The 25,356-nt window shown below is 72.3% G+C and carries 24 protein-coding genes; 11 read left to right on the forward strand and 13 right to left on the reverse strand.

From position 1 onward, the window contains the following. The first annotated feature begins 256 nt into the window (after window positions 1-256). The 4 genes from ABZ806_RS16790 (at window position 257) to ABZ806_RS16805 (ending at window position 2,420) form a co-directional block, all read left to right on the forward strand. Window positions 257-655, forward strand: a complete 399-nt coding sequence (locus ABZ806_RS16790) for an ATP-binding protein (protein WP_500218193.1) — start codon at window positions 257-259, stop codon at window positions 653-655. Next, entirely contained in the window at window positions 634-1,011 is a 378-nt protein-coding gene (locus tag ABZ806_RS16795; RefSeq protein ID WP_500218194.1) for a hypothetical protein, read from the forward strand. The genes ABZ806_RS16790 and ABZ806_RS16795 overlap by 22 nt, the downstream gene beginning before the upstream one ends. Before the next feature lie 748 nt (window positions 1,012-1,759). Continuing rightward, window positions 1,760-1,918 (forward strand): hypothetical protein, encoded by a 159-nt coding sequence (locus ABZ806_RS16800; protein ID WP_500218195.1) that lies wholly within the window; start codon window positions 1,760-1,762, stop codon window positions 1,916-1,918. Continuing rightward, window positions 1,911-2,420, forward strand: coding sequence for a GNAT family N-acetyltransferase (locus ABZ806_RS16805; RefSeq protein WP_500218196.1), 510 nt, complete (start codon window positions 1,911-1,913; stop codon window positions 2,418-2,420). Before ABZ806_RS16800 ends, ABZ806_RS16805 begins: the two co-directional genes overlap by 8 nt. A 4-nt stretch (window positions 2,421-2,424) precedes the next feature. On the opposite strand, the gene ABZ806_RS16810 is transcribed toward ABZ806_RS16805, so the two are convergent. From ABZ806_RS16810 to ABZ806_RS16820, 3 genes are all read right to left on the reverse strand, one after another. After that, window positions 2,425-4,479, reverse strand: coding sequence for an MMPL family transporter (locus ABZ806_RS16810; RefSeq protein ID WP_500218197.1), 2,055 nt, complete (start codon window positions 4,477-4,479; stop codon window positions 2,425-2,427). A 171-nt stretch (window positions 4,480-4,650) separates the two neighbouring features. Beyond that, on the reverse strand, window positions 4,651-5,076 hold the full coding sequence (locus ABZ806_RS16815) for a hypothetical protein (protein WP_500218198.1): 426 nt from the start codon (window positions 5,074-5,076) through the stop codon (window positions 4,651-4,653). Window positions 5,077-5,308: 232 nt separating this feature from the next. Then, complete coding sequence (locus ABZ806_RS16820) at window positions 5,309-6,529, reverse strand: hypothetical protein (protein ID WP_500218199.1); 1,221 nt, start codon at window positions 6,527-6,529, stop codon at window positions 5,309-5,311. 208 nt (window positions 6,530-6,737) lie between these two features. On the opposite strand from ABZ806_RS16820, the gene ABZ806_RS16825 reads away from it, so the two are divergent. Then, window positions 6,738-7,310, forward strand: a complete 573-nt coding sequence (locus ABZ806_RS16825) for a hemerythrin domain-containing protein (RefSeq protein ID WP_500218200.1) — start codon at window positions 6,738-6,740, stop codon at window positions 7,308-7,310. A 21-nt stretch (window positions 7,311-7,331) separates the two neighbouring features. Here the strand turns inward: ABZ806_RS16825 and dacB are convergent, their stop codons facing one another. The 4 genes from dacB to ABZ806_RS16845 all read right to left on the reverse strand — a co-directional run bounded on the left by dacB (window position 7,332) and on the right by ABZ806_RS16845 (window position 10,950). Beyond that, window positions 7,332-8,921: a D-alanyl-D-alanine carboxypeptidase/D-alanyl-D-alanine endopeptidase gene (gene dacB, locus ABZ806_RS16830; protein WP_500218201.1), complete on the reverse strand. Its 1,590-nt coding sequence runs from the start codon at window positions 8,919-8,921 to the stop codon at window positions 7,332-7,334. A gap of 71 nt (window positions 8,922-8,992) precedes the next feature. Next, entirely contained in the window at window positions 8,993-10,270 is a 1,278-nt protein-coding gene (locus ABZ806_RS16835) for a cytochrome P450 (protein WP_500218202.1), read from the reverse strand. A 1-nt stretch (window position 10,271) separates the two neighbouring features. Further along, entirely contained in the window at window positions 10,272-10,487 is a 216-nt protein-coding gene (locus ABZ806_RS16840; protein ID WP_500218203.1) for a ferredoxin, read from the reverse strand. A gap of 22 nt (window positions 10,488-10,509) precedes the next feature. Beyond that, a complete protein-coding gene (locus tag ABZ806_RS16845; protein WP_500218204.1) occupies window positions 10,510-10,950 on the reverse strand; it encodes a hypothetical protein in 441 nt (146 codons plus the stop codon). A gap of 121 nt (window positions 10,951-11,071) precedes the next feature. On the opposite strand from ABZ806_RS16845, the gene ABZ806_RS16850 reads away from it, so the two are divergent. From ABZ806_RS16850 to wecB, 6 genes are all read left to right on the forward strand, one after another. Continuing rightward, window positions 11,072-12,190 carry an acyltransferase family protein gene (locus ABZ806_RS16850; RefSeq protein WP_500218205.1) on the forward strand — a complete coding sequence of 373 codons (1,119 nt, stop codon included), beginning with the start codon at window positions 11,072-11,074 and terminating at the stop codon, window positions 12,188-12,190. A gap of 241 nt (window positions 12,191-12,431) precedes the next feature. Next, a complete protein-coding gene (locus ABZ806_RS16855; protein WP_500218206.1) occupies window positions 12,432-13,850 on the forward strand; it encodes an SDR family NAD(P)-dependent oxidoreductase in 1,419 nt (472 codons plus the stop codon). 106 nt (window positions 13,851-13,956) lie between these two features. Continuing rightward, window positions 13,957-15,765 carry a CDP-glycerol glycerophosphotransferase family protein gene (locus ABZ806_RS16860; protein ID WP_500218207.1) on the forward strand — a complete coding sequence of 603 codons (1,809 nt, stop codon included), beginning with the start codon at window positions 13,957-13,959 and terminating at the stop codon, window positions 15,763-15,765. Between the two features lie 37 nt (window positions 15,766-15,802). Further along, window positions 15,803-17,794 carry a glycosyltransferase family 2 protein gene (locus tag ABZ806_RS16865; RefSeq protein WP_500218208.1) on the forward strand — a complete coding sequence of 664 codons (1,992 nt, stop codon included), beginning with the start codon at window positions 15,803-15,805 and terminating at the stop codon, window positions 17,792-17,794. After that, window positions 17,791-18,408 (forward strand): acyltransferase, encoded by a 618-nt coding sequence (locus ABZ806_RS16870; RefSeq protein WP_500218209.1) that lies wholly within the window; start codon window positions 17,791-17,793, stop codon window positions 18,406-18,408. The genes ABZ806_RS16865 and ABZ806_RS16870 overlap by 4 nt, the downstream gene beginning before the upstream one ends. After that, window positions 18,405-19,502 carry a non-hydrolyzing UDP-N-acetylglucosamine 2-epimerase gene (gene wecB, locus ABZ806_RS16875; protein WP_500218210.1) on the forward strand — a complete coding sequence of 366 codons (1,098 nt, stop codon included), beginning with the start codon at window positions 18,405-18,407 and terminating at the stop codon, window positions 19,500-19,502. The genes ABZ806_RS16870 and wecB overlap by 4 nt, the downstream gene beginning before the upstream one ends. A gap of 6 nt (window positions 19,503-19,508) precedes the next feature. Here the strand turns inward: wecB and ABZ806_RS16880 are convergent, their stop codons facing one another. The 6 genes from ABZ806_RS16880 to ABZ806_RS16905 all read right to left on the reverse strand — a co-directional run bounded on the left by ABZ806_RS16880 (window position 19,509) and on the right by ABZ806_RS16905 (window position 25,356). Next, window positions 19,509-20,087: a hypothetical protein gene (locus tag ABZ806_RS16880; RefSeq protein ID WP_500218211.1), complete on the reverse strand. Its 579-nt coding sequence runs from the start codon at window positions 20,085-20,087 to the stop codon at window positions 19,509-19,511. Next, the gene (locus ABZ806_RS16885) at window positions 20,087-21,451 is read right to left on the reverse strand and encodes a glycosyltransferase (RefSeq protein WP_500218212.1); all 1,365 of its coding nucleotides are present in this window, start codon (window positions 21,449-21,451) and stop codon (window positions 20,087-20,089) included. The genes ABZ806_RS16880 and ABZ806_RS16885 overlap by 1 nt, the downstream gene beginning before the upstream one ends. Window positions 21,452-21,609: 158 nt before the next feature. After that, complete coding sequence (locus ABZ806_RS16890; protein WP_500218213.1) at window positions 21,610-22,173, reverse strand: hypothetical protein; 564 nt, start codon at window positions 22,171-22,173, stop codon at window positions 21,610-21,612. A 10-nt stretch (window positions 22,174-22,183) separates the two neighbouring features. Further along, on the reverse strand, window positions 22,184-23,560 hold the full coding sequence (locus ABZ806_RS16895; protein WP_500218214.1) for a glycosyltransferase: 1,377 nt from the start codon (window positions 23,558-23,560) through the stop codon (window positions 22,184-22,186). 36 nt (window positions 23,561-23,596) lie between these two features. Further along, a complete protein-coding gene (locus ABZ806_RS16900) occupies window positions 23,597-24,133 on the reverse strand; it encodes a hypothetical protein (RefSeq protein WP_500218215.1) in 537 nt (178 codons plus the stop codon). Beyond that, a complete protein-coding gene (locus ABZ806_RS16905; protein WP_500218216.1) occupies window positions 24,130-25,356 on the reverse strand; it encodes a glycosyltransferase in 1,227 nt (408 codons plus the stop codon). Before ABZ806_RS16905 ends, ABZ806_RS16900 begins: the two co-directional genes overlap by 4 nt.

Below are 25,356 nucleotides of genomic sequence, written 5' to 3' on the forward strand. Positions count from 1 at the left end.
CGGGATCGATAGTTTACCCTTAACCTAAAACGACGCGTCGGTTGGGTCGCTCCGCGACCCAACCGACCTCACGAAAAATCGAGGTTAGTGATTGATCGTCTTTTGTTAGCACTCCAGTGCTACACAGGCATCGTAGAACAACTCATGGCCTGATAGTGAGCGTTCGATTACTCAAGGTGATAGCGGCAGGTTCTTCCGTTTTGGCGGGTTGGACCCGTTCGCGATCAGCCTCCGTCCAGGCTGGAGGGGTTCATCGATGCCCACAGCACTTCTCACGCCCGAGGCGCCGCCCTTGGTGCTGGAGCCGTCCGACCGTGCGCCCTCGCTGGCGCGCCGCTACCTGGCCGAGCGGTTCCGCGAACTCGGGATCGCCGACGACTTCGTCGGCCAGGTCGTGGTCAGCGAACTGGTCACTAACGCCTGGCAGCACGTCGGTACCGGGTACATCGTCGTCCAGGTCCTCGCCGACAAGCGCGACGACCTCGTCCGGATCGAGGTGTGGGACGAGGGCGCGGGTCAGCCCATCGTCCAGGTCGAGGACGAGGACGCCGAGAGCGGGCGCGGTCTTCTGCTGATGTCCGAACTCGTCCACGACTGGGGCGTCCGGCCGTTCAACGAGAAGGGGAAGATCACGTGGGCTCGCTGCGCCCGCTGAACGTCCAGGCGGGCCGCAATCTGTCGCGGTGGCGAACCCGGCTGGGGCGCACCACGGCCATCCGGAACCTCGACCTGCTCGCCGTCGCCGTCCAGACCAAGAGCTACCGGTGCATCAAGCTCTACCAGGCTGCCGAGGTCCCCAGCCGTCCGCCGCTCTTGTGGGTCTTCGCCTTCGGGCCGAACGACCACGTCCGCCTCGCGGTGACCGTCCACGCCACACCCGGCCGAGGCTGGGCCTACTACGAGGCCGGACGCGGACGGCGCAGCTACATCTCTCCCTGCAGCGACGCCAAGCACGCCGCCGACCAGGTGGACGCCCTCCTCAAACACCGCATGTTCCCTTCCACCTGGTAACAGCAGGCGCCGCCGGAGGAATCACGATGACGCACAGTCCCGGGGGCGCGGCACGGCTGCCACGCCCCCACCCGCCGCACGTCGGCAGGCGTGGTCACTACGCACCTCGTCCCGCGCCACCCACGCAGTCTCGTCCGGCCGACCCGCTGGACATGGACCTCGACATCGACCAGGCACTCGGCGACCTTCGCCGCGCCTTCCCCGACCTATGCATCTGGCACGGTGAATGGAGCGGATCTCTCTGGGCGCTCCTTCCCGATCGGCTGGTCGAGGCTCGAACCGCCGCCGACCTGGCCCGCCGACTTCGCAGCATCCGCCCGGACGCCCGGCCTGAATTCGCCGCGTGCCGTCCTGCCTCGTCCACCCGCCGGCCGGACGGCACATGGACCATCCCGCCTACCCCGGCCCGGCAGCCCATCCGCCGCAACGCACCCGTCTATGGCCAGCGCCGCTACGTCACACGGCTCCTTGTCTCCTGCCTTCGCCTGGCTGGACTGTCCGCGTGGTCCCGCAGTCCTGCGTGGTGACGCCGCCCGCTCAGCCCACTCGTGGCGCTGCGCGCAGGTTGACGTGGCGTGGTCGGACGGGGCCATGCCGGCGGGATCAGGCGGGGGCGTCATCGCGTCGGCGACCGGCCGCGATGCGCCGCCGGACGGACGCGCCACTGCGGGCCGCCGCCCGCAACCGGTGGCGGACGTTGGGCGGACCGTCCCGGGAAGCGTCGGGGTATTCCCTGCCCGCCGCGCTGGTGGCGGTGCTGGTGACGGCGCTGGTGGCGGTGCTGGTGGCGGTGCTGGTGGCGGCGTGGCCCTGGCTGGTCGAGGTTGTCACCGGCCGGGTGCTTGCTACGGCCCGGATTGTGGCGTTGCTGCGCTTTCGTCGTTTAGCGTCGATGGACGATGAGTGACACTGAAACGGGCGTCCGGGCGATGCGTGCCGAGGACGCCGAGCGAGTGCTGGCGATTTATCAGGCGGGTCTGGACACGGGTGACGCCAGCTTTGAGACGGACGCGCCCGTATGGGAGGTGTTCGACGCGGCCAAGCTGCCCCGGCATCGGTTCGTCGCCACTGGCGGCGATGGGGGAGTGCTCGGCTGGATCGCCGCCTCGGCGGTTTCGGAGCGGTGTTGTTATGCCGGGGTCGTCGAGCACAGCGTCTATGTGTCGGCGGAGGCGCGCGGGCGCGGGGTCGGGGCGGGGCTGCTGGAGGCGTTCATTGCGTCCACCGAGGCGGGCGGGATCTGGACGATTCAGACCGGCATCTTCCCCGAGAACACCGGGAGCCTGCGGCTGCACCGCGCGGCCGGGTTCCGCACGGTGGGGACGCGCGTCCGGCTCGGGCGTCATCACGGGCGCTGGCGGGACGTCGTGATGCTGGAGCGGCGGAGCACTATCGCGGGCGTCGACTGACGCCTCAGCGGGACAGGACGCCCGGCCACCAGGCGATCGGGCCGGCGTCGCGGACCAGGGCCGGGACGAGGACGGAGCGTACGAGCAGCGTGTCCATCAGGACGCCGAACGCCACGATGAAGGCGATCTGCACGAGGAACGCCAGCGGGATGACGACGAGCGCGGCGAAGGTTGCGGCGAGCACCACGCCCGCCGAGGTGATGACGCCGCCGGTCGCGGTGAGGCCGCGCAGGACGCCGTCGCGCGGACCGTGCCGCAGTGACTCCTCGCGGGCGCGGGTCATCAGGAAGATGTTGTAGTCGACGCCGAGGGCGACGAGGAACACGAACCCGTACAGCGGCACCGACGGGTCGGTGGCGGTGAAGTCGAGCAGGTGCTGGAAGACCAGCGCGGCGACGCCGAGGGTCGCCAGGTAGTTGAGCCCGACGGTGGCGACGAGGAGCAGCGGCATCGCCAGCGAGCGGAGCAGCATCACCAGGATCACCACGATGATGGCGAGCACGACCGGGATGATGATGTTGCGGTCGTGCCGGGCGGCGGCCAGGGTGTCGGCCTGCTGGGCCGTGTATCCGCCGACCAGCGCGTCGGCGCCGGGAATCGCGTGCAGGTCCGTGCGGAGGCGGTCGACGGTCTGCCGGGCTGCGTCGGTGTCGGCGGCGGCCTTCAGCGTGACGTCCACGAGGGTGCGTCCGTCGACGACGAGGGGTGCCCCGGCCTGCGTGCGGGGGCGCACGTCCGCGACGCCGTGGGTGCGGCTCGCGACCTCCACGATCTGCGGTAGCGCCTGCGCGTTGGCGAGCACGATGGCCGGGTTGCCCGAGCCGCCCGGGAAGTGTGCGTTGAGGACGTTCTGCGCCGTCACCGACGGCGTCTCCCCGACGAACGTCTCGCTCAGCGGCACCCCCTCCGTGCGAAGCGTCGGCATGAACGCGGCGCAGGCGATCAGCACGATGAGGGAGCCCGCCCAGAGGCGGCGCGGGTGCCGGTCCAGCAGGCTCGCGATCCGCTCCCAGATCCGGTGCCTGGACGCCCCGTCGCGGTCCGGGTGCGGCCGGGCCGGCCAGTAGACCGAGCGTCCCAGCAGGACCAGGACGGCGGGCAGGAAGGTGAGCGCGCTGAGCAGCGCGCAGGCGATGCCGATCGCGCCGACCGGCCCGAGCGCCCGGTTGTTGGACAGGTCGCTGAGCAGCAGGGCGAGCAGTCCCATCGCCACGGTGCCGCCGCTCGCGGCAATGGCGCCCGCCGACCGGCGCCACGCGGCCCACAGCGCCGTGCCCCGCGAATCCCTGATGGCGAGTTCCTCGCGGAACCGGGCCGACAGCAGCAGCGCGTAGTCGGTGCAGGCGCCGATGACCAGGATGGACAGGATGCCCTGCACCTGGCCGTCCACCGTGACCGTCCCGCGTTTCGCCAGGTAGTAGACGATCGCGCTGGCCAGCCCGAGGGCGAACACCGACCCGAAGATGATCACGAAGGGGAGCAGCAGGCTCCGGTAGACCAGCAGCAGGATCAGCAGGACGACGGCGACGGCCACGCCGATGAGCAGGGTGTCGATACCGGAGAAGGCGTCGGCGAGGTCGGCCTGGGTCGCGGCCGGCCCGGCCACGAACGCGGCGGCTCCGGGGACCTGGGCGGCCGCCTGGCGGATGCGGTCCACCGTCGCGGTGCTGTGCTCACTGACATCGGACCGGACCTGCACCACGCCGGTCAGCGCCATCCCGTCCTGCGACGGCACGACCGGTGACGGCGGCCCCGTCACATACGGGACGTTCCGCAGCGAGGCGAGTGCGCGCTCGGCCGCCGCACGCTGCTCGGGCGAGATGTCGCCGTCCTGGGTCGTCCACACGACGATCGCGGGGATCGTCTGGTTCTGCTCGAAGGCCGCCTCCTGTTCGAGGACGCGCGTCGATTCGGCGCTCTGCGGCAGGAACGACGACTGCTCGTTGCTGGCGACGTCGCCGAGTTTCCCCGCGTACGGGCCGAGCGTCCCGCCGATGGCCAGCCAGGCCAGCAGCAGCGCGACGGGCAGGGCCCAGCGGACGGCTCGCGATACGGACATGACCTTCCCGGCGACGTGGAGTGAGCATGCCCCGGCACACCTTCCCCGAACGCCGCCCCGAAACATGATCGCCCGCCGCACCGTGGGTGAAGGCCGCGGTCGCGCCCCCCACCCGCCGCCCCGCCCGCCGTCAGGCCCGGTGAGTCAGGCCCTGTGGTTCAGGCCCGGTGGTTAGGCGAGGCCGGCCGGGGCGGGGGTGGTCGGCCAGACGAAGGCGTGGGTGTACCAGGCGGCGGCGCCGTGGCCGTGCCGCCTGCCGTAGGTGATGGCGATCGCCGCGAGGTGCGAGCCGGGGCGTTCCGGTCGACCGGCGGCCGAGTCGTGGAGTTCGCCCAGCAGCAGCCGGGCGGGCTGGTGGAGTTCCAGCCGCAGGACGAGGGGGCCGCGGCAGCGGGTGGCGGTCCGCCCGACGAGGTCCTGGATCAGCGGTGCCACGCGGTCGGTGAGGCTGCCCGTGGCGGGGCCCATCCCCCACGACTGCAGCGCGCCGCGGATGATGCCCCGGACGTTGCCCACCGCGATCCGGCCGCCCGGCAGCTGCCAGCGGCCGGCGAGCAGCGGCTCCGGGGCGGTGGTGGGCGCGGGAACGGTGCTCATGTGCTTCTCCGATCACGAACATGCTCCGGCCCGACGGGCCCTCCCGGCCGGGAACGCCGGGGCCGGCACGCGGTCGTTGCCTCGTGTGCCCGGTCTGCCGACGCTCATGCACCGTACGCCAACTGTTCCCCGCGCCGGACCCGGTCAGACCTTACTCCGGGGATCGTGCTCCGGGACCGCCGCCGCGCTCCGCTGCGCCGCCCCCGCCGCCGACGTCAGGGACGGGCCGACATCAGGGACGGGCCGCGGGCTTGTCGCGGAGCCGCTGGACGGGGTGCGGGCCCTCGGTCTCCAGCCGGTACTCGTCGCCGAACTTGTGCCGGTGCTCGTCGATGACGGTCTCCTGCGCGCCCCGCTCGGCGTTGATCTTGTCCTGGTACGCCTCGAACCGCTGGTGCGCCTCCTGCACGAACCCGGTGCCGAGCGTCGTCCAGTCGATCTGGGTGGCGAGCAGTTCGCGGATCAGCTGCTTGTTCGGCTCGAAGGTGACCGGCTCGGGCAGCTCCGGCGCCAGCACCGACTCGGGGTCGCGGCCGTCGTGGCGGCGCATCAGGTCGCAGGCGATGCGCAGGTGCTCCAGCTCCATGTTCAGGTGCAGCTCCCAGATGCCCTTCACGCGCGGGTCGGTCTCGGTCTGCATGAACGAGTAGTACAGGTAGCACTCGTTGTACTCGTGGTTGACGAGGCGCTCCCACCAGGTCTCGCCCGGGTCGACCAGCGACTCGTAGTGCGTGACGTGCTCCTCCTCCACCAGGCCGATCTCCTGGTAGAGCTGGCGGGCGATCGGCTCCATGTAGAGCGGCCCCATGTTCATGTAGAAGTTCATCGTCTGCTGCTCGGCCGACATGACGGTCAGCGCGTGCAGCTTGGAGATCGGCGCCGCGGCGTCGCGGTCGTAGGGCTGGCGGACGTTGTCGACCGGGTCGCGGTGCTGCTGGTAGCCCGGCCGGCCCGGCATGACCTCGGTGAGCTGGTCGACGATCTTCTCGGCCTTGCGGTGCTCGATGATCTCGTACAGGTTGGCGTACCGGTACAGGTGGTCGAAGTCCTCCAGCAACCCGAAGTTGTAGGACTGCCTGAGGTAGGGGTCGGGCTCCTGCCGCGCCACCCAGCCGGTCAGGTCGACGGCGACCTGCTCGTAGGCGAGGGTCGTCTCCAGCACCGACGCCTGGCCGGGCAGCAGCCAGTTGACGACCTTCTGCTGCTGCGCCTCGATGTAGCGGACCGAAGCGAGTTGCTGCTTGACCTCGGGGTCGGGGCAGACCCGGGCGAAGTGGTGGCTGAACATGATCGCCTCCACCTCGATCCCGTTCATCGTGATGATCCGGCACCGGGTGTAGGGATCGGCATGGTCGGGGTCGATCGGGGCGACGTCCAGCTGCGCCCAGTTGCGCAGTTGGTCCTCCAGCGGGATGCCGCGGTGTTCGAGCGGGTTGAAGGCCACCAGGCTCACCCTTTCCTCTCGGCTCGTGGACGTTCCGGAGTGCCGCCCTACCCGGGCGGCCCGGTTCCGCACGGGATCCACGCGGTGATTCCGCATCGCAGACGCGCTTTTTGCCCGTGCCTCGCCGCGCGTCGGCTTACCGGGAGCGGCGCCGGGTACCCACACGTCCAGCCGTCGCCCGGACGGCACATCACCAATGGACCGAGGACGAGCACTGATGCAGACCACACCCGCAGGCGCCGAGACGACCGAGGACGTCGTGGACCTGCTGCGCGCCCAGCACGGCCGGATCAGGGACCTGTTCGACGAGGTGGTGCACTCGGACGGGAAGGAGCGCGAGCGGTCCTTCCGGGAGCTGGTGAAGCTGCTGGCGATCCACGAGACGGCCGAGGAGGAGATCGTCCACCCGATGGCCCGGCGGCTCCCCGGCGGCGACGGCATCGTGGACGACCGGCTGGCCGAGGAGCGCGAGGCCAAGGAGCTGCTGTCCGAGCTGGACGGCATGGACATCGAGGACCCGCGCTTCATGAAGTCGCTCGACAGGCTGCGCGTGGACGTGCTGACGCACGCCCGCGCCGAGGAGCGCTACGAGTTCGACCGGCTGAAGGCCGAGTTCAGCCCGGCGCAGCTCAGGGGTTTCGCCGCCGCGGTCCGCGCCGCCGAGGCGACCGCCCCGACGCATCCGCATGCCGGGGCGGAGTCGGCGAAGAAGAACATGCTGGCCGGGCCGATGCTCGCGGTGGTCGACCGCGTCCGCGACATGATCCGGGACGCGCGCGACAAGAGCTGACGCGCGACAAGGGGTGGGCGGTCAGCAGTGCTTGATCCAGGAGCACTCCAGTTGCAGGCCCGTCTGGGTGGTGCGCTGCGTGGTGCGCAGCACGGTGGACGGCGTCCCGCCGGCTAGGCGGATCGCGATTCGGTCCTCGATGTCCTTGGGCGCGCCGCCCTGGTAGCCGTTGAGGATCACCGAGAAGACGAGCCGGTGCCCGGACGCGTCCGCGACATACCCCGACAGGGCCGTGGCGCCGGTCAGCGTGCCCGTCTTCGCGTGGACGTTCCCGGCGGCGGGGGTGCCGCCCATCCGCGAGGTCAGCGTCCCGCCGACCATGCGGTCGGGGTCGCCGGCGACGGGCAGCGCGCGGTACCAGCCCGGGAACCAGCGCGCCTTCCGCACGTGCCGCAGCGCGGTGCTCACGTCGCCGGCGGTGGTGCGGTCGAGCCGCGACAGCCCCGACCCGTCGGCCATCTCCAGCCGCCCGGACGGGACGCCGAGGGACCGGGCGGCGTACCGCTCGATCACCGGCAGCCCGGCGTCCCAGCTGCCCTGGCCCTTCGCCTTCCGCCCGATCGCCTTGACCAGGATCTCGGCGATCATGTTGTTGCTCAGCTTCAGGAACGGGACCATCAGCCGCGACAGCGGCATCGACGCGTGGGAGGCGATCCGGGCGGCGCGCGCGGGCGTCCTGCCCCGCTCGGTCGTGCCGTCGACCTGGACGCCGTGTGCCCGCAGCGCCTTCCGGAAGACGTCCGCCGCGTACAGCGTCGGCTTCCCGACCGTGCGCAGCGTGCTGAACGTCGAGCCGCTCACCGGATACGAGCCGCTCACCACGATGGTGTCGCTCCCGTCGGCCCGGTTGATCGACAGCGTGGACGGCGACCCGGCCGGTCCCGTCACCGCCCGGTTGTCGATCTTGACGGCGCCGGTCGCGGGGACGAGCCCGGCGCGCACCGGCCCGCCCTCCTCGCCGGGCCCGACCGACACGTTGACGGAGCCGGTGTCGAAGTCGTCGTTCGGCGCGACGTTGAGCGCGGAGATCGGCGCGGCGTAGTAGTACTGCAGGTCGGTCGGGTCCCAGTGGGACGGCGTCCGGACGTCGTCGAACCACGTGTCGTCCGCGACCAGGTCGCCCGCCACGCGGCGGATGCCCTTCGCGGCGACCTGCGCGGCCAGCCGGTCGTACTCGGCGGCCCGCATCGTCGGGTCGCCGGTCCCCTTCAGATAGAGGTCCCCCGTGACGGACGGGCCGGCCGAGGTCCCGGGGGTCGGCGCGGCGTACACGCTCGTGCGGAACCGGTACCCGGTGCCGAGCAGCGACAGCGCCGCGCTGGAGGTGTAGATCTTCAGGTTCGAGGCGGGCAGCACCGGTGTGGCCGCCCCGCGCGAGTAGCGGACGGCGCCCGTCCGCGCGTCCCGCACGACCACGCCGACGGACGCGCCGTCGAGCCGCGCGTCGGCGAGGATGGCGTCGAGGTCTCGGCGCAGGTCCCCGCGCAGGTCCCCGTGCGGGCCCCCGTGCAGGTCGCCCGGTGCGGCCGCGCGGGCGGGCACGGCCGGCGCGGTGAGCGCCACGGCACCGGCGATCAGGACGGACGCGACCCGCACAAGATGACCATGCATGAACCGAGCGTAAGGCTTCGCCACGCACCGTCAAGGACGGATCGCGAACCGGCCGGGGAAAGCGCAGGTGACTACCGGTGAATTCGCAGCGGAAGGGTCCGCGGCCCGCGGACCTGACCGGCGGCCCACGTCACCGCCGAGGCGTCGTCGAGGGCGAAGGAGGGGATCCGCTCCAGCCAGACTTCGAGGGCGACCCGCAGTTCCATGCGCGCGAGGTGCGAGCCGACGCAGCGGTGGATGCCGAGGCCGAACGCGGCGTGCCGGTTGACCTGCCGGTCGATGGCGACCTCGTCCGCCCGGTCGAACTGTGCGGGATCGCGGTTGGCGGCCGGGAACGACAGCAGCACCCAGTCGTCGGCCCTCATGTCGGCGCCGCGCCAGTGCATGTCCTCCTTCACCAGCCGCGCCATCGTGACCGGCGCGTAGACGCGGAGGAACTCCTCCATCGCGGTCGGCAGCAGCGACGGTTCGGCGACGAGGCGCTCGCGGTCGGCCGGCGTCTTCGCCAGGTGCCACAGCGAGGCGCCGATCGCGCTCCAGGTGGTGTCGATGCCGGCGATCAGCAGGAGCGCCATCGTCCCCGACACGTGCGACGCGTCGAGCTTCCGCCCGTACAGCTCGGCGTCGATGAGGTACGTGGTGAGGTCGTCGCGCGGGTCGTCGACGTGGTCGCGGATCTGCTCCAGCAGGTAGTCGAACAGCTTGCCCATGCGGGCGACGCGCTCGTCCGGCGGCAGGTTGACGCCTTCGAGGGTGGTCTCGACGAACTCGCGGAACCGTGGGGCGTCCTCGGGCGGGAAGCCGAGCATGTCGCCGATGACCCGCATCGGGATGTGCTGGGCGTAGTCGTGCGCGGCGTCCACGACGTCCCGGCCCTCGAAGGAGTCGACGAGCCCGTGGCAGAACGCCCGCGTCCCCTCCTCCAGCTTCCGGACGGCGGACTTCGTGAACGCGGGCAGCAGCAGCTTGCGCGCGTCGTGGTGGAACGGCGGGTCGGACGAGATCGGCGGCGAGACGCCCACCGGCGCGACGTCCCGCGGCGGCCGGTAGTTGCTCATCACCACCGACCGGGAGGTGAAGCGCTCGGTGTCGTAGGCGATCGCGGCGACGTCCTCGTACCGGGTCGGCAGCCAGCCGCCGCCGAACCGCTCGGTCCGCGCGACGGGGCAGCGCCGCCGCAGGTCGTCCTGGATCGGATACGGGTCGGCGGCCCATTCCGGTTCCAGGTGGGAGAAGTCGGTCGCCCAGTCGGACACCGGTCCGGTGACGACCTCGTTGCGCGTGCCGAGCGGCGCGGTGTCCCGCGTCGTGGAGTCCCGCGTCGCGGAGAAGCGGTCGTCGGCGGGCATGTCACGCCTCCGTGAGGACGACGGCCCGTTCGGGGCAGTTCGCCGCCGCGAGGCGGGCCTCCTGCTCCCGGTCCGCCGGCACGGCGCCGTCACAGTCACCGGCGCCGTCACCGAGGACGGTGCCGTAGCCCTCGTCGTCCTCGCCGAAGAGGGCCGGTGCCAGGTCGTAGCAGCGGCCGTGCCCCTGGCAGCGTTCTGTGTCGATCCGCACCTTCATGGCGTCCCTTCCCTTTGGCTCCCTACGGCTCCCTATGCCCTCCGGCGCCGGACGGTGCGAGCCCGGCGTCCCTCCGGTGGACGGTGAGGAAGCCGATGAGCGCGCCGATCGCGGCGACCGCCTCTCCAGTGAAGCTGATCGTCTTGTCGGAATACCACTGCGGGTCGTACATGCGCGGGATCGGGCCGAGCTGCCCGAAGTCGACGAAGTAGTAGAGCAGCACGGCGCCGGCGGCGCTCGCCGCGACGACGAACGCGATGGCGTAGGTCCATCTGCGCGCCCACACCAGCACGAGGACGGCGGCGACCGCCGCGGCGATGGCCTGCCCGTAGAAGAGGTCGTCACCGGGGATGACGTCGTCGGGGGTGTTCGGCCCGGGGGCCATGCCCGGCGCGAACCGCCAGTGCACGATGGCGTCGGCCGCGAGTCCGGCGGCCACGAGAAGACGAAGAACGATGCCCATACCCCTTGCACGGGCATGCCCCGCCGCCGGATCAACCCGCCAGAACTTTTCTTCGGGGGTCTTGGAGTGATTGGTCCGGTATGCTCCACCGAGCCTCCTCTCAGGATCAAGAGTTCACTCCATGACACAGACACCTGAGGCGTCGGTCGCGGCGGAGGCGACGGTGGAACGCTCCGCCGCCCGCCCGCCGGAGACGCATCGGACGCCGACCGTCGCCGCCCCCGCAAGCACCGCCCACACAAGCACCGCCGCGAAGAAGAAGCGCGACCCGCACCTGGACAACGCCAAGTTCCTGGCGATCCTGCTGGTCGCCGGCGGGCACAGCCTGTCCGGGCTGCGGGACGTCCCGCTGGCCGCGGCGATCTGGAACTTCTTCTACATGTTCCACATGCCGCTGTTCGTGATGGTCAGCGGCTACCTGTCCAAGCGGTTCACGCTCACCGACGACAAGGTCTCCCGGCTGGTCGGCTCGACGCTCGCGCCGTACCTGATCTTCCAGTGCGCCTACAGCCTGTTCGCCTGGGGGGTCGACGGCCGCAAGTTCCAGTTCGACGTGCTGGACCCCTACTACCTGACCTGGTTCCTCATCGCGCTGTTCGTGTGGCGTCTGCTCACCCCGGTGTGGCGGCGGCTCAGGTACCCGGTGGCGACGGCCGTGCTCGTCTGCCTGCTCGTCTACATGACGGACATCGGCAGCACGCTCGACATGTACCGGATCCTCGGGCTGGTGCCGTTCTACGTCATCGGGCTCACGCTGTCGCCGGAGGTCCTGCAGATCGTCCGGCGGCCCGCCGCGCGGCTCACGGGCGCGGCGGTCCTCGTCGCCGGATTCGGTGTCGCGTTCGTCACCCACGACCACATGAACGCGCGCTGGCTGAACTGGGACGCCTCGAACGCCGACCTCGGCGTGGACGAGCTGACCGGCACGATGATGCGGATGGGCCTGCTGCTCACCGCGACGGTGCTGCTCATCGCGTTCCTCGCCGTCGTCCCGTCCCGGCAGACCTGGTACAGCGACCTCGGCGCCGCGACGCTCTACGGCTACCTGCTGCACGGGTTCCTCACCCGGCTCTTCACCTTCGAGGGCTGGCACAAGCTCGCCTGGTTCGACACGGTCCCGGGCATCCTGTCGGCGATGCTCGCCGGCTTCGTCGTCATCACCCTGCTGAGCACCGCGCCGGTGCGCAAGGTGACCCGGTGGGCGGTCGAGCCGAACCTCAAACCGCTGTTCGGCCGATGACGGATGAGTGCCTGCTCCAGCCCGGCGGCGGCGAGGTTACGGCGAGCCGACAGATCGCTGAATTCGCCACAAAATCCGACAGACCAGGTACAGTAAGGCGGCAGTTCTCCCCGGCGGATCATCTGACCCTGCGACAGCGGCGCCGCCCGCTCGCCCTCGACATCCCACGGGTCACCGCAGCATGTACGGTCACGGCGGCCGGTCCGGTCGCCCACAAGATCAAAGGACGGTCGCATTGGTCATGGCCCCGCATGGCGAACATCGCGTCGTCGCCGTCATCCTGGCGGGTGGCAGCGGGCAGCGGATGGGGCTCAGCACGCCCAAGCAGCTTCTGAAGATCGCCGGGAAGACGATCCTCGAGCACACGCTCGGCGTCTTCGAGGCCGCCGCCGAGGTGGACGAGATCATCGTCCTGATGAACCCCGGCTTCCTGCAGGACGCGGCGGAGTGCGTGAAGAAGGCGGGCTGCACGAAGGTCACGGCCGTGCTCCCCGGCGGGACGTCCAGGAACGCGACGACGCAGCTCGCGCTCGACGCCCTCGCCGACCACCCCGCCGAGACGACCAGCGTGCTGTTCCACGACGCGGTGCGGCCGCTGCTCTCGCAGCGCATCATCCGCGACTGCGTGACCGCGCTGCGCGAGCACCGGGCCGTGGACGTCGCCATCCCGTCCGCCGACACGATCATCCAGGTCGACGAGGACGTGATCGTCGACGTGCCGCGCCGCGCGAACCTGCGCCGCGGGCAGACCCCGCAGGGCTTCCGGCTCGCCACCATCCGCGCCGCCTACGAGAACGCGTGGCGGGACGAGAACTTCGAGGCCACCGACGACTGCACGGTCGTGCTGCGCTACTCACCGGACACGCCGATCTACGTCGTCCCCGGTGACGAGCACAACATGAAGGTCACCGAGCCCGTCGACATGTTCGTCGCGGACAAGCTGTTCCAGCTCGCGTCCTCCGACGCCCCCGACCTGACCGAGCAGCAGTACGCCGAGGCGCTCGCCGGCAAGACGGTGGTCGTGTTCGGCGCCAGCCAGGGCATCGGCTCCGCCATCGCCGAGATCGCCCAGGGCTTCGGCGCCCGCGTCTTCGGCTACAGCCGCAGCACTACCCGCACCCACGCGGAGCGGCCCGACGACGTCGCCGCCGCCCTCGCGCAGGCGTACTCGGCCACCGGGCGCGTCGACTTCGTCGTCAACACCGCGGGCGTGCTCCGCATCGGCCGGCTCGACGCGATCGACCCGGACGCGATCGAGGAGGCGCTGCGGGTCAACTACCTCGCGCCGATCCACATCGCCCGCGCGTCGTTCCCCTACCTCGCCAAGACCGGTGGGCAGCTGCTGCTGTACACCTCCAGCTCCTACACCCGCGGCCGCGCGGACTACAGCCTGTACTCGTCCGCGAAGGCGGCCACGGTCAACCTCACGCAGGCCCTCGCGGACGAGTGGTCCGGCGACGGGGTGCGGATCAACTGCATCAACCCGGAGCGGACCAGCACCCCGATGCGCACCGCCGCGTTCGGCCAGGAGCCCCCGCACACCCTGCTCAGCGCCGACGAGGTCGCGCGGACGTCGCTGAACGTCCTGCTGTCCGAGCTGACCGGGCAGGTCATCGACGTGCGCCGCGAGGACCCGCTGAGCCGCCGCTCCTCCGGCTGACCGCGCCTCCCTTCCGGCGCCCGCTCAGGCCCCGCGGGCGCCGGTGACCCCTCCCCCATCCCCTCGTCGCCCCCCAAGGGCCCTGCCGACCAGACGGAGGTGTGCCGTGCGACGTCTCGTCCGCCGGTCCCGGAAACTCGTGCGGTACTCGCCGGTGCTGCTGCTCCCCGGTTCGCTCGCGCTGCTGCTCGTGGCGGCCGTGGCCGGCGCGCCCGGCTGGTTCCTGGCCGCCGCCGCGCTCTGCTTCGCGGCCGAGCCGGCCGTCGAGCGGCTGATGCCGGACGCGGCCAGGCCGCTGCGCTGGGGCCAGTTCGGCGCCGGCGCCCGGGTGCTGGTCCGGCAGGCGGCGTTCGTGCTGCTGCTCGTCCGGGCGGGCGACGCCGGCTCCCCGGTGATCTGGACGGCGGTCCTCGGGTTCTTCGCGCTCGACTGGCTCCGCGTCGCGGTGCTGGCGGGCTCGGTCGCCGCCCGGCGCCTCAACCGGGTGCCCTTCCTCAGCCGCAACCTCGGCAAGGGCGAGCCGGCGCCCCCGGCCGAGCTCCCCGCCTGGCAGTCCCGCCTGGTCTCCCTCCTGGAGAGTCACGCCGACCTGCTCCCGCTCCTGTTCGGCACCGTCGGCCTCCTCGTCGACTTCCCGCCGCTGCTGGCCGCCGGGCTCCTCGCCACCGCCCTGGCCGCGGTGGTCGCCCAGGCCGGGCAGTCGGCCCGGCTGCGCCGGATGCGCGCGCTCCTCAACGGCGACCGCACCGGACGCGACGTGCAGCGCCGCGTGAACGGCCACAAGCCCGAGGTCGTCCTGTACTTCACCGGCCCCGCCACCACCGTGTACCAGGCCAACATGTGGCTGGACACCCTGGAGAAGCTCGACCGCAAGGCCATGGTCCTCGTCCGGTCCCCCGAGGTCGTCGCGGCGATCGCGCCCACCACGCTCCCGGTCCTGTGCATCGCCAAGGCCGAGGACATCATGAACTTCGACCTGCCGACGGTGAAGGTCGCGCTCTACCCCGGCAACACCGGCAAGAACCTGCACCTGCTCCGCGAGGAGCACATCAAGCACGTGTTCGTCGGGCACGGCGACAGCGACAAGGGGCCGAGCTCCAACCCGGTCAGCAAGGTCTTCGACGAGGTCTGGGTCGCCGGTCCGGCCGGCCGCGACCGCTACCACAACTCCGACGCCGGGGTCCGCGACGAGGCCATCGTCGAGGTCGGCCGCCCGCAGCTCGGCGAGATCACCACGGAGCCGTCCGGCGGACCGGTGCCGACCGTCCTGTACGCCCCCACCTGGGAGGGCTGGGACAACGAGCACGGCTACAGCTCGCTGCTCGGCATGGGCGAGCGGATCGTCCGCACCCTGCTGGAGCAGGGCCCGCGGCTCCGCGTGATCTACCGCCCGCATCCCTACACCGGCCGGCGGCTGCCGGCGGCCGCCGCCGCGCACGCCCGGCTGCTGAAGATGATCGAGGACGCGAACCACGGCGGCAGCGGCGGCCACCAGGTCGTGACCGGCGCCGACGCCTCCCTCTACGAGTGCTTCAACCGGTCCGACATGCTGATCACCGACATCTCCAGTGTGATCTCCGACTACATCCCGAGCCTGAAGCCGTACGTGGTGGCCAACCCCGAGGGGATGGACGAGGCCGTGTTCCGGGCGGAGTTCCCGTCCGCGTCGGCGGCCTACCTGCTCGGCCCGGACTGCGCCGAGCTGCCCGACATCCTCGCCGTCGCCGCGACGCCCGGCCAGGACCCCCTCGCCGCCGAGCGGCGCACGCTCCGCGACTACCTGCTCGGCCCCGAGCACCCGGACGCGATGACCCGCTTCACCGCCGCCGTCGACGCGCTGGCCGAATCCGGGCCGCGCGCGACGATGTACAGCAACTCCGGCAGGTCGATCCGCACGGCCCGCGAACCCGCATAGAGTTGGTCCTCATCCGCAGCACGACGGTAGAGGGGCCATGCCGCAACTCCTGGTCAGCGTGATCATCCCGGTCTTCAACTGCCGGGACACGGTGAGCGAGGCGCTCGACTCGGTCTTCGCCCAGACCCTGCCCGCCGAGCGGATCGAGACCATCGTCGTGGACGACGGCTCGACCGACGGAAGCGCCGCACTGCTGGACGAACTGGCCCGCGCCCACGACCGCCTGACGGTGCTCCACCAGCCCAACTCGGGCGGCGCGGGCGCACCCCGCAACCGGGGGCTGGAGCGGGCGTCCGGGGAGTACGTGTTCTTCCTGGACGCCGACGACCGGCTGGGCCCCGAGGCCCTCGAACGCATGGTCGCGATGGCCGAGCGCAACGGCACCGACATCGTCCTCGGCAAGCAGGTCGGCGTCGGCGGCCGCAAGGTGCCCAAGGTCTTCGAGCGCACCATCGAGCGCACCCACGTGCTCGACTCCGACTGCGACCTGTTCCCCCGCATGTCGATGGCCGCGCTCCAGCTGTTCCGCCGGTCCCTGGTCGACCGCGCCGGACTGCGCTTCACCGAGGGCATGCTGTCCCACGAGGACCAGCTGTTCACCGCGGGCGCGTACCTGGCGGCGAGCGGCGTGTCCGTCCTCGCCGACTACGACTGCTACTACTGGGCCGCCAGGACGGACGGGACCAGCGCCACCCAGATCGGCGGCACGCCGACCGCCGACGTACACGCGATCACGGGCCGCGCCATGGCGCTGGTCGCCGAGTACACCGAACCGGGCGAGCTGCGCGAGCGGCTGCACTACCGGTACCTGCTCCTGGAGGTCTTCGGGCTCCTGGAGCAGCGCTACCCGGAGTTGTCCCACGAGGAGCGGATCAGCACCCTCAAGGGGAGCCGCGAGCTGATGGCCGCATGGCTCACCCCCCGGATGCTGGACCGCTATATCCCCCGGCACCGGCTGCTCGCCCACTGCCTGGAGCATCATCTCGACGAGGAGCTCGCCGAGTTCCTGCGATTCCGCCGGCGGGGGCTGCGTCCCCGCATCCACCTGGAGGACGGGCGGGCCTACTTCAAGTACCCCTTCTTCCGCGACGCCTCCGTGAACATCCCCGACGCGTGCTTCGAGACCGGCGAACCGCTGCGGCTCCGGCACGACCTGACGGCGGTGGCCTGGGAGGACGGCGCCCTGTCGGTCAGCGGCGAACTCCTGCTCCGCGACGTGGAGGAGGGGACGCCGGACGTCCGGCTGGTACTGGAGGACGGCGCCGGCGGCCGCCATGAGGCCGAGTGCGCCGTCCGCCCCGCGACCCGCACCGACAAGGGCATCACCACGGCCTACACCACGAGTTTCCGCCCGGTGCCCGGCTCGTGGCCGGACGGCCGCTGGACGACGCGCGTGGAAATGGCGGTCGACGGGCACACGCTCACCGTTCCGGTGGTCAAGCCGCGGGACGTCGCCGTCCCGGCCGCCGCCCTCGCCGACAGTGGCGGACGCTGGTGGCTCGTCCGCCCGCTGCCGGTCCGGGGGCGCGGCGACCTCGCCGTCGAGGTGGGCGGCGCCATCGGTCCGGCCGAGCTGCGGAACGTCGAGGTCGGCGCGGGGCCCGGCCGCCGGCTGCGCGTGGTGTGCGAGCCGCCGCTGATGCTGTCGTCCCGGCCGCCGGCCATGGCCGTGCTGCTCCAGCGGGCCGGGGACGGCGGTGTGCGCAGCACGCCGCTGGTCACCGATCCGGAGCGGTCCGACCGCCTGTACGCCGACGTCTCGCTGGCCGGCGCCCCGCCCGGACGCTGGCGGGCGTCGGTGGAGATCGACGGCGCGGGCGAACCCGTCCGGATCCGCCTTCCGGACGGCGACGGGCTGCTCGGGCCGCTGACCGCGTCGGTCTTCCCGCCGCGCCGCGTACACGTCCGGCTCGACCAGAACCCGCTGACCGTGCACGTCACGGCGCCGCTGACGGGCCGGCTGCGGCGGCTGCGGCGGAAGCTGAGGCCCGGGCCGCCGGGCGAGGACACCGAGAAAGGCAGCGAATGAGCCACCGGATCATGCCGAGCGCCCAGGTCGACCCGAGGGCGGAACTCGGCGACGGCACCACGGTGTGGGACCTCGCGCAGATCCGCGAGGACGCCCGGCTGGGCGCGGGGTGCATCGTGGGGCGCGGCGCCTACGTCGGTTCCGGGGTCCGGATCGGGGACAACGTCAAGCTGCAGAACCACGCGCTCGTCTACGAGCCGGCCGTGCTGGAGGACGGCGTGTTCGTCGGCCCGGCCGTCGTCCTCACCAACGACCGGGAGCCCCGCTCGGTGGACCCGGACGGCAAGCTGAAACGCGCCTCCGACTGGGAGGCCGTCGGCGTCCACGTCGCCGAGGGCGCGTCCCTCGGCGCCCGCAGCGTGTGCGTCGCACCGGTGCGGATCGGCCGCTGGGCGATGGTCGCCGCCGGCGCGGTCGTGACCCGCGACGTGCCCGACTTCGCGCTGGTCGCCGGTGTCCCCGCCCGCCGGATCGGCTGGGTCGGCCGCGCCGGGGCCCGGCTGGTCGAGCGGCCGGGCGAGGCGGGGGCGTGGGAGTGCCCGCGCACCGGCGCGCGGTACGCCGAGACGCCGGCCGGCGACGGGTCGGCGGTCCTCACCGAGAAGGAAGCGTGAACGTGAAGGTCCTCAGCATCGTCGGCGCCCGCCCGCAACTGGTGAAGCTCGCTCCCATCGCGGCCGCCCTCGCCGCGGAAGGGCACCGGCACGTCATCGTGCACACGGGCCAGCACTACGACGCCGACCTGTCGGACGTGTTCTTCTCCGGGCTCGGCATCCCCGACCCGGACGTGCACCTCGGCGTCGGGTCCGGCAGCCACGGCGTCCAGACCGGCGCCGTCATGGCCGCCCTGGACCCGATCCTGGAGAACGAGCGCCCCGACTGGGTGCTGGTCTACGGGGACACGAACTCGACGCTGGCCGGCGCGGTGTCCGCCGTGAAGCTGCACCTCCCCGTGGCGCATCTGGAGGCCGGGCTCCGGTCCTTCAACCGCCGCATGCCCGAGGAGCACAACCGCGTCCTCACCGACCATGCCGCCGACCTGCTGCTCGCGCCGACGGACGAGGCGATGCGCCACCTCGCCGCCGAGGGGCTCGCGGAACGGAGCGTCCGCACGGGCGACGTGATGGTGGACGTGTGCCTGCGGGTGCGGGACACGGTCCGCGCCGCCCCCGGCGACGCCCCCGGGCTTCCGGACGGGATCGACCCCGGCCGCCCCTACCTGGTCGCCACGCTGCACCGGGCGGAGAACACCGACGACGCGGCCCGGCTCGGCTCGCTCGCCGACGCGCTCGCCGACCTCCCGGTCCAGGTGGCGCTGCTCGCCCACCCCCGGCTCGTCGCCCGCGCCGAGACGCACGGGATCAAGCTGGCGCGCGGCGCCGTCCGGGTCGGCCGCCCGCTGCCCTACGCGGCCATGGTCGCGGCCGTGCTCGGCTCCCAGGGCGTGGTCACCGACTCCGGGGGCCTGCAGAAGGAGGCGTTCCTGCTCGGCCGGCCGTGCACGACGCTGCGGACCGAGACGGAGTGGCCGGAGACGCTCGCCGGCGGGTGGAACGAACTCGTCGCCGACCCCGGTGAACTCGGCCCGGCTCGCTGGGCGGCGACCGCCACCCGGCCCGCGCCGGACGCCGCGCGCGGCACGCCTTACGGTGACGGCCGCGCGGCCGAGGCCGTCGCGTCCGTCCTGGCGGAGCGCGTCCGGCGCTGAGGCCGGTCAGGTCTCGGGGGCGAGGGTCCGCAGCTGCCGCGTCGTCACGGTGAGGTCCGGGTGGCGGCGCGCCAGCCGCCAGGCGAGCGGCACCGACGCGTCGTCCATCACGACGACCCGGCTGATCTCCGCCATATCGATGCCGTGCAGCACGCGCCGCCGTGCGATCCCGGCCAGCAGCAGCGGCCGGACGTGCCGGTAGAACGGCAGGAACAGCCCCCGGTGGACGGCGCCGGAGACACGGCCCTGCAGGCGGCAGATGGACGCGCCCGGACTGCCGAGCCGCCTCAGCGGCCGCACGGCGCGCCGCGGCATCCGGTTGACGAGCACGTGCTCCAGCCGCCGCAGTGGGTGCCCGGCCTCGGCCTCGTCGAGCCGGTGCAGCCGCGCCCGCTCGTCCAGCTTCCCCCAGCCGCGCGGCTCGGCGGTCAGCACGTCGACCCGCGCCCCCTCCTCGTCCAAGAAATGGGAGGCCAGCCCGCTGACCCTCGGATAGCAGCGCTCGTGGCTCCCGGGGTCCATGACCAGGATCAGTACCCGGGGGGACCGCCCGGCCTTCACGTCATCGCCTCCCGGCATCGTCATCAGGCGGCCCGCTTGCGGCCGGCCAGTTCGGTCAGCCGCCGCACGAGCGGCTCCAGCGACACGCCGCGTTCGAACCGCGCCGCGTGGGCGCCCGCCTCGTCGAGTTGCCGCCGGTCCAGTCCCGCCGCGGCCTTCGCGGCCGCGATCATCGAGGCTCCGATGTCGGCCGGGTCCAGGCCGCCGGGGTTGAACCACAGCGGATAGTCCCGCAGGACCTCCTCGGCCGCCGAGCCCGGCGCATGCACCGACACGATCGGACGCCCCGCCGCCATGTACTCGAAGATCTTCCCCGAGGTCACATAACGCGCCCCGCCCGCCAGGAACACCAGCACGTCCGACGCCCGGTACACCTCGGCGATCTCGGTCTTGGACACCGGCCCGCGGAACCGCACCCCGGACCGGTGTTCCCGCGCGTCCGCTGCCCCGTCGAGCGTGGCCGCGAGCCTCTCCCGCAACCTGCTCTCGGCTCCCTTGAAGAACCCGAGATAGCCGTGCAGGTCCAGCGCGGCACCGGCCAGGTCGGGATGCTCGCGGGCCCGCTCGAACCCTCCGAGCATCGCCTCGATGGGCTGCTCGCCGGTCAGCGTGCCGACGTAGGAGAAGCGCGGGCGGCGCTCGTGCGGTCCGTCCCGGATCACCGCGGGCGGTTCGGCCGCGCCGCCGAGGGTGTCGCGGTCCCAGCCGTTCGGGACGACCATCATCCGGTCCGCCGCGCGGGGGTAGCGCCCGGCGTACCAGGACCGGATCGCCTCGTTCACGAAGACCGCGCCGTCCGCCCGGTCCAGCACCCGCCGCTCCCACGTCCAGGCCGGGTGGCCCGCGTCGAACCTGGGCTCCTCGGCGAACAGGTCGAGGGTCCACGCGTCACGGTTGTCGAGGATGTAGGGGGTCCGGGTCAGCCGGTTGAACGACCACGCCGCCGCGAACGAGGCGAACGGGTTCCCCGTCGCCAGCACCACGTCGAACCTGCGGCGCGCGTGCATCCGCAGCGCCCGGCGGAGGCTGGACCGGGCCCAGGACGCGTAGTGCTCGGGGAAGACGTGCCGCTGCCCCCAGTCGTACATGGAGCGGGCGAGATGCGGGAACGTCCCGCGGAACCTGCCGTAGCCGCGCACGTTCTGCCACGCGAACAGGTTCAGGTCCGGCCGCACCACCGTGATCCGCGGATCGACCGAGTCGAGCAGCTTCTCGTCGAACGAGCCGACGGCGTCGCGCAGGAACGGCAGCGGCGCGGCGAAGACCGTGACGTCCCAGCCCTTCCCGGCCAGCAGATTGGCCAGCGCCCGCGGCCGGTAGACGCCGCTGGCCCGGGACGGCGGGAAGTAGAAGGCGAGGAGCAGCAGGCGCGGACGGCGTTCGGTCATGGATCTCGATCCCCGTGGGCGACGGCGTAGGCGAGCCGGGCTCCCCCACCATGATGCGGCTCACCTCCCAGTATGGGCGGGCCGGTCTTGGCGCCGATGACGGCGCGGTGAACGCCGGGCGAACGGAGAAGGGCGAGTGCGGGGCGTCCCGCGCCGTGTCAGGCGGGGGCTCCCAGGGTCTTGTCCATGCGGGTCGTCACGGTCACACCGGGGTGCTCGCGCGCCAGCCTCCAGGCGAGCGGAACTCCGTCCCTGTCCGTGACGATGACCCCCACCACCTGCGTCATGTCGATGTCGCGCAGTACGCGGCGGGCGATCCTGGCCAGGAGCAGCGGCCGGACGTGCCGGTAGAACGGCAGGAACAGCCGCCGGTGGACGGCGCTGCTCAGCCGGCTCCGCACCCGCTCCAGCACCGCGCCCGGACGCCCGAGCCGGGCCAGCGGGCGCACCACGAGCCGCGGCGCCCGGACCACCACGGCATGCTCCAGCCACGGCAGCGGATGCCGGGCCTCGGCCCCGTCGAGCCGGTGCAGCCGCGCCCGCTCGTCCAGCTTCCCCCAGCCGCGCCGCTCGGCGGTCAGCACGTCGACCTGCGCGCCGTCGTCTAGCAAGTGGGCGGCCAGCCGGATCGCCTTCTTGCGCTTGGTGTCGGGATCCATGGCCACGAGCAGCACCCGCCGGGGCCGTCCATCGTTCACGTCGTCACCCTCCAGAACCGTCATCCGGGGCACCTCATCCGGCCACGGCGCGCTTGCGGCCGGCCAGTTCGGTCAGCCGCCGCACGAGCGGCTCCAGCGACACGTCGCGTTCGAACCGGTCGGCGTAGGCGCGCGCCTCCGCCACCTGCCGCTCGTCCAGCCCGGACGCGGCCTTGGCCGCCGCGATCATCGACGCGGCGATGTCTCCCGGGTCCAGGCCGCCCGGGTTGAACCACAGCGGGTAGTCCCGCAGGACCTCCTCGGCCGCCGAGCCCGGCGCGTGCACCGACACGATCGGACGCCCCGCCGCCATGTACTCGAAGATCTTCCCCGAGGTCACGTAACGCGCCCCGCCCGCCAGGAACACCAGCACGTCCGACGTCCGGTACACCTCGGCGATCTCGGTCTTGGACACCGGTCCGCGGTACCGCACCCACGGCGCGAGGTCCTGCGTGCCGGGCTCCCCGTCTCCGGACGCGGCGGCCAGCCGCTTGCGCAGCCCGCCGTCCGACCGCTTGAAGAACCCGAGATAGCCGTGCAGGTCGAGTTCGGCGCCCGCCATGTCGGGATGCTCGCGGGCACGGCCGAACGCCTCGACCATCGGCTCGACCGGCTGCTTGCCGGTGAGCGTCCCGACGTAGGAGAAGCGCGGCGCGGGCCGGCCGTCGGACACGGCGGCGGTCGGCGGCGGCTCGGCGGCGGCCGGGAAGGTGTCGGCGTCCCACCCGTTCGGGACGACGATCATCCGGTCGGCCTGGCCGGGATAGCGGTCGGCGTGCCACGCCCGCAGCGCCTCGTTGACGAACACGATGTTGGCGGCCGACTTCAGCATCCGGCTCTCCCACTTCCACGCGGGATTCCCGTCCTCGAACGCGGGCTCCTCGCTGAACAGGTCGAGCGTCCAGGAGTCGCGGTAGTCGAGGATGTAGGGAGTGCGGGTCAGCTGGTGGAACCGCCAGGCGGTGCTGAACGACGCGAACGGGTTCCCCGTCGCCAGCACCACGTCGAACCTGCGGCGCGCGTGCATCCGCAGCGCCTTGCGGAGGCAGGCGCGCGCCCAGGACGCGTACCGCTCCGGAAAACGGTGCTCCTGCCCCCACTCGAACATCGACTGCGCCAGGTGCGGGAACCTGCCCCGGAAACCGCTGTAGTCCCGGAGTTCCGTCTGCCAGGGATACCGGTTCAGCTTCGGCCGCAGCACCGTGATGCCCGGGTCCACCGTCTCACCGAGCTTCTCGTCCACCGACCCGATGGTGTCGTACAGGAACGGCAGCGGCGCCGCGAAGACGGTGACGTCGAAGCCCTGCTGGACGAGCCGGTTGGCGGTGGCTCGCGCCCGGTACACCCCGCTGGCCCTGGAGGGCGGGAAGTAGAACGCGAGGTAGAGCAGACGCGGGCGGCGGTTCGGCATGGGCGTCATCCTCCGGCGTGAGCAGCCGTGATGTGGTCAGGTCGTGGACGTGGTCGTGGGCAGGTGGTGGTCGATGGTGTAGGCGAGCCGTGCGCCGGTGGACGTGAGGACGTCCGCCAGCTCGGCCGCCGTCACCAGCGACTGCGCGTCGCCGACGACGACGAGGCCGACGGACCGGCCGCCCAGGACGTCGCGTTCAACGGCCGAGCGGCGGACCCGGACGGGGTCGCGCCGGTAGCGGCGGGCCAGCCGGCGGTCCAGGGGGTTGGCGATGCGGCGCCGGTAGGCGTTGTCGAACCGGTCGCGCCGGCGGCCGAGCGGGCCGGGCAGGCAGATCCGCAGCAGCAGCCGCGGCACCCGGTACAGCCAGAGCCGGACCCAGCCGGGACGGTAGCCGCGTTCGACGGCCTTCAGCTCGATGATCTCGGCGCCGTCCGGGAGCGGGTGCGCGCGCCACCCCGACGGCTTGCCGATCAGCACGGTCGCGGTGCCGCCCGCCGCCATCACCTGCCGGGCCTCAGCGGAGACGGCACCCTTCCTGGTGGCCCCGAGGGCCAGGAACAGGACGTTCACTCGTCGTCCTCTCCGCTGTTCGCGCCGGCATCGCCGAACCAGTGGCGGTAGTGCGCGTCGGCCACCGTCCGGTGTCCGTAGCGCTCGTCCAGGACGCGGCGCGCCTCGGGCAGGTCGAGACCGTCCGGGAAACGCTCGCGCAGCGAGCGGTATCCGGCGACGATCGTCTCCGGGTCGTCGTCCACGTCGATCATCTCTCCTGCGGCGTCCGCCACCCCGGCCAGCGTGACCTGCGGGCCGCCGCAGCGGGTCACCAGCACCGGCAGGCCCGCCGCGACCGCCTCGACGATCGCGACCCCGAAGGTCTCGCCCCGGGACGGGTGGACGAGCAGGTCGTGCTCGCGCATCCGGCGCATCGCCTCGTCCGGCGCGAGCGCCCCGGTCAGCGTCACCGCGTCCGCGATCCCGAGTTCGGCCGCGCGGTCCGCCAGTTGGCCCTCCAGCGCGCCGGAGCCGACCAGCGTCAGGGTCAGCCCGGGTTCCTCGGCATGGCACTTCGCGAACGCCTCCAGCAGCAGCTGGACGCCCTTGTGCTCGATGAGGTTGCCCACGTACAGCCAGCGGCGCAGCTCGGTGACCGGCCGCGGCCGCGGTTCGTCGAAGGAGATCGGGTTCGAGATCAGCTCGATCTTGCCGGCCAGCGCCGGGAACGCCTCGGCGAGCAGGCCGCGGACCACCTCGCTCACCGCGAAGAAGCCGGTGCAGCGCTCCAGTACCTCTTCGTACCGGTCCCGCGAGTCGGGCTGTTCGAGCACCCGGTCGAGGAAGGACGCGTGCTCGGTGACGAACACGCGCGCGTCCGGGCGGGCGTTCTCCAGTGCCGTCCAGCCGCCGCGCAGGCCCACGTGCCCGTGCACGACCGGCGCCGGGATGGGTTCACCTCCCAGCGCCTCGCGCAGCCACGACGCGTGGTGCCCGGCGAGGTCGGCGTAGCTGGTCCCGGACGGGACGAGCACGGGGACCCGCAGCAGCCCGGCGCCCGCGACGGTCGGCGCCCGGTGCAGCGCCCGCGGCAGCAGCTTGCGGTGCGCCGCGGCCGCGGCGTCCACGGCGTCCGGCTTCATCTTCGCCGACCACGCGTCGGTGTGGTAGACGGTGACCTCGCCGGAGCCGGGAGCGGTGGCCTCGACCATCGCCTGGACGAACGCCCCGGCGAACGGCTTCTGGGGGATCGGATACCAGGGGGTGACGATCGCCACGTCCCGGTCGTCGGCAATGCTCAC

Origin of the sequence: Spirillospora sp. NPDC047418 (assembly GCF_040643275.1) — a bacterium.
Lineage (GTDB): Bacteria > Actinomycetota > Actinomycetes > Streptosporangiales > Streptosporangiaceae > Spirillospora.

What these genes read in the sequence shown, in the direction of transcription:
- ABZ806_RS16790 (WP_500218193.1), top strand. Translation starts at nt 257, where the DNA reads ATGCCCACAGCACTTCTCACGCCCGAGGCGCCGCCCTTGGTGCTGGAG.
- ABZ806_RS16805 (WP_500218196.1), top strand. Translation starts at nt 1,911, where the DNA reads ATGAGTGACACTGAAACGGGCGTCCGGGCGATGCGTGCCGAGGACGCC.
- ABZ806_RS16810 (WP_500218197.1), bottom strand. Translation starts at nt 4,479, where the DNA reads ATGTCCGTATCGCGAGCCGTCCGCTGGGCCCTGCCCGTCGCGCTGCTG.
- ABZ806_RS16815 (WP_500218198.1), bottom strand. Translation starts at nt 5,076, where the DNA reads ATGAGCACCGTTCCCGCGCCCACCACCGCCCCGGAGCCGCTGCTCGCC.
- ABZ806_RS16825 (WP_500218200.1), top strand. Translation starts at nt 6,738, where the DNA reads ATGCAGACCACACCCGCAGGCGCCGAGACGACCGAGGACGTCGTGGAC.
- dacB (WP_500218201.1), bottom strand. Translation starts at nt 8,921, where the DNA reads ATGCATGGTCATCTTGTGCGGGTCGCGTCCGTCCTGATCGCCGGTGCC.
- ABZ806_RS16835 (WP_500218202.1), bottom strand. Translation starts at nt 10,270, where the DNA reads ATGCCCGCCGACGACCGCTTCTCCGCGACGCGGGACTCCACGACGCGG.
- ABZ806_RS16840 (WP_500218203.1), bottom strand. Translation starts at nt 10,487, where the DNA reads ATGAAGGTGCGGATCGACACAGAACGCTGCCAGGGGCACGGCCGCTGC.
- ABZ806_RS16845 (WP_500218204.1), bottom strand. Translation starts at nt 10,950, where the DNA reads ATGGGCATCGTTCTTCGTCTTCTCGTGGCCGCCGGACTCGCGGCCGAC.
- ABZ806_RS16850 (WP_500218205.1), top strand. Translation starts at nt 11,072, where the DNA reads ATGACACAGACACCTGAGGCGTCGGTCGCGGCGGAGGCGACGGTGGAA.
- ABZ806_RS16855 (WP_500218206.1), top strand. Translation starts at nt 12,432, where the DNA reads ATGGCCCCGCATGGCGAACATCGCGTCGTCGCCGTCATCCTGGCGGGT.
- ABZ806_RS16865 (WP_500218208.1), top strand. Translation starts at nt 15,803, where the DNA reads ATGCCGCAACTCCTGGTCAGCGTGATCATCCCGGTCTTCAACTGCCGG.
- ABZ806_RS16870 (WP_500218209.1), top strand. Translation starts at nt 17,791, where the DNA reads ATGAGCCACCGGATCATGCCGAGCGCCCAGGTCGACCCGAGGGCGGAA.
- ABZ806_RS16880 (WP_500218211.1), bottom strand. Translation starts at nt 20,087, where the DNA reads ATGACGATGCCGGGAGGCGATGACGTGAAGGCCGGGCGGTCCCCCCGG.
- ABZ806_RS16885 (WP_500218212.1), bottom strand. Translation starts at nt 21,451, where the DNA reads ATGACCGAACGCCGTCCGCGCCTGCTGCTCCTCGCCTTCTACTTCCCG.
- ABZ806_RS16890 (WP_500218213.1), bottom strand. Translation starts at nt 22,173, where the DNA reads ATGACGGTTCTGGAGGGTGACGACGTGAACGATGGACGGCCCCGGCGG.
- ABZ806_RS16895 (WP_500218214.1), bottom strand. Translation starts at nt 23,560, where the DNA reads ATGCCGAACCGCCGCCCGCGTCTGCTCTACCTCGCGTTCTACTTCCCG.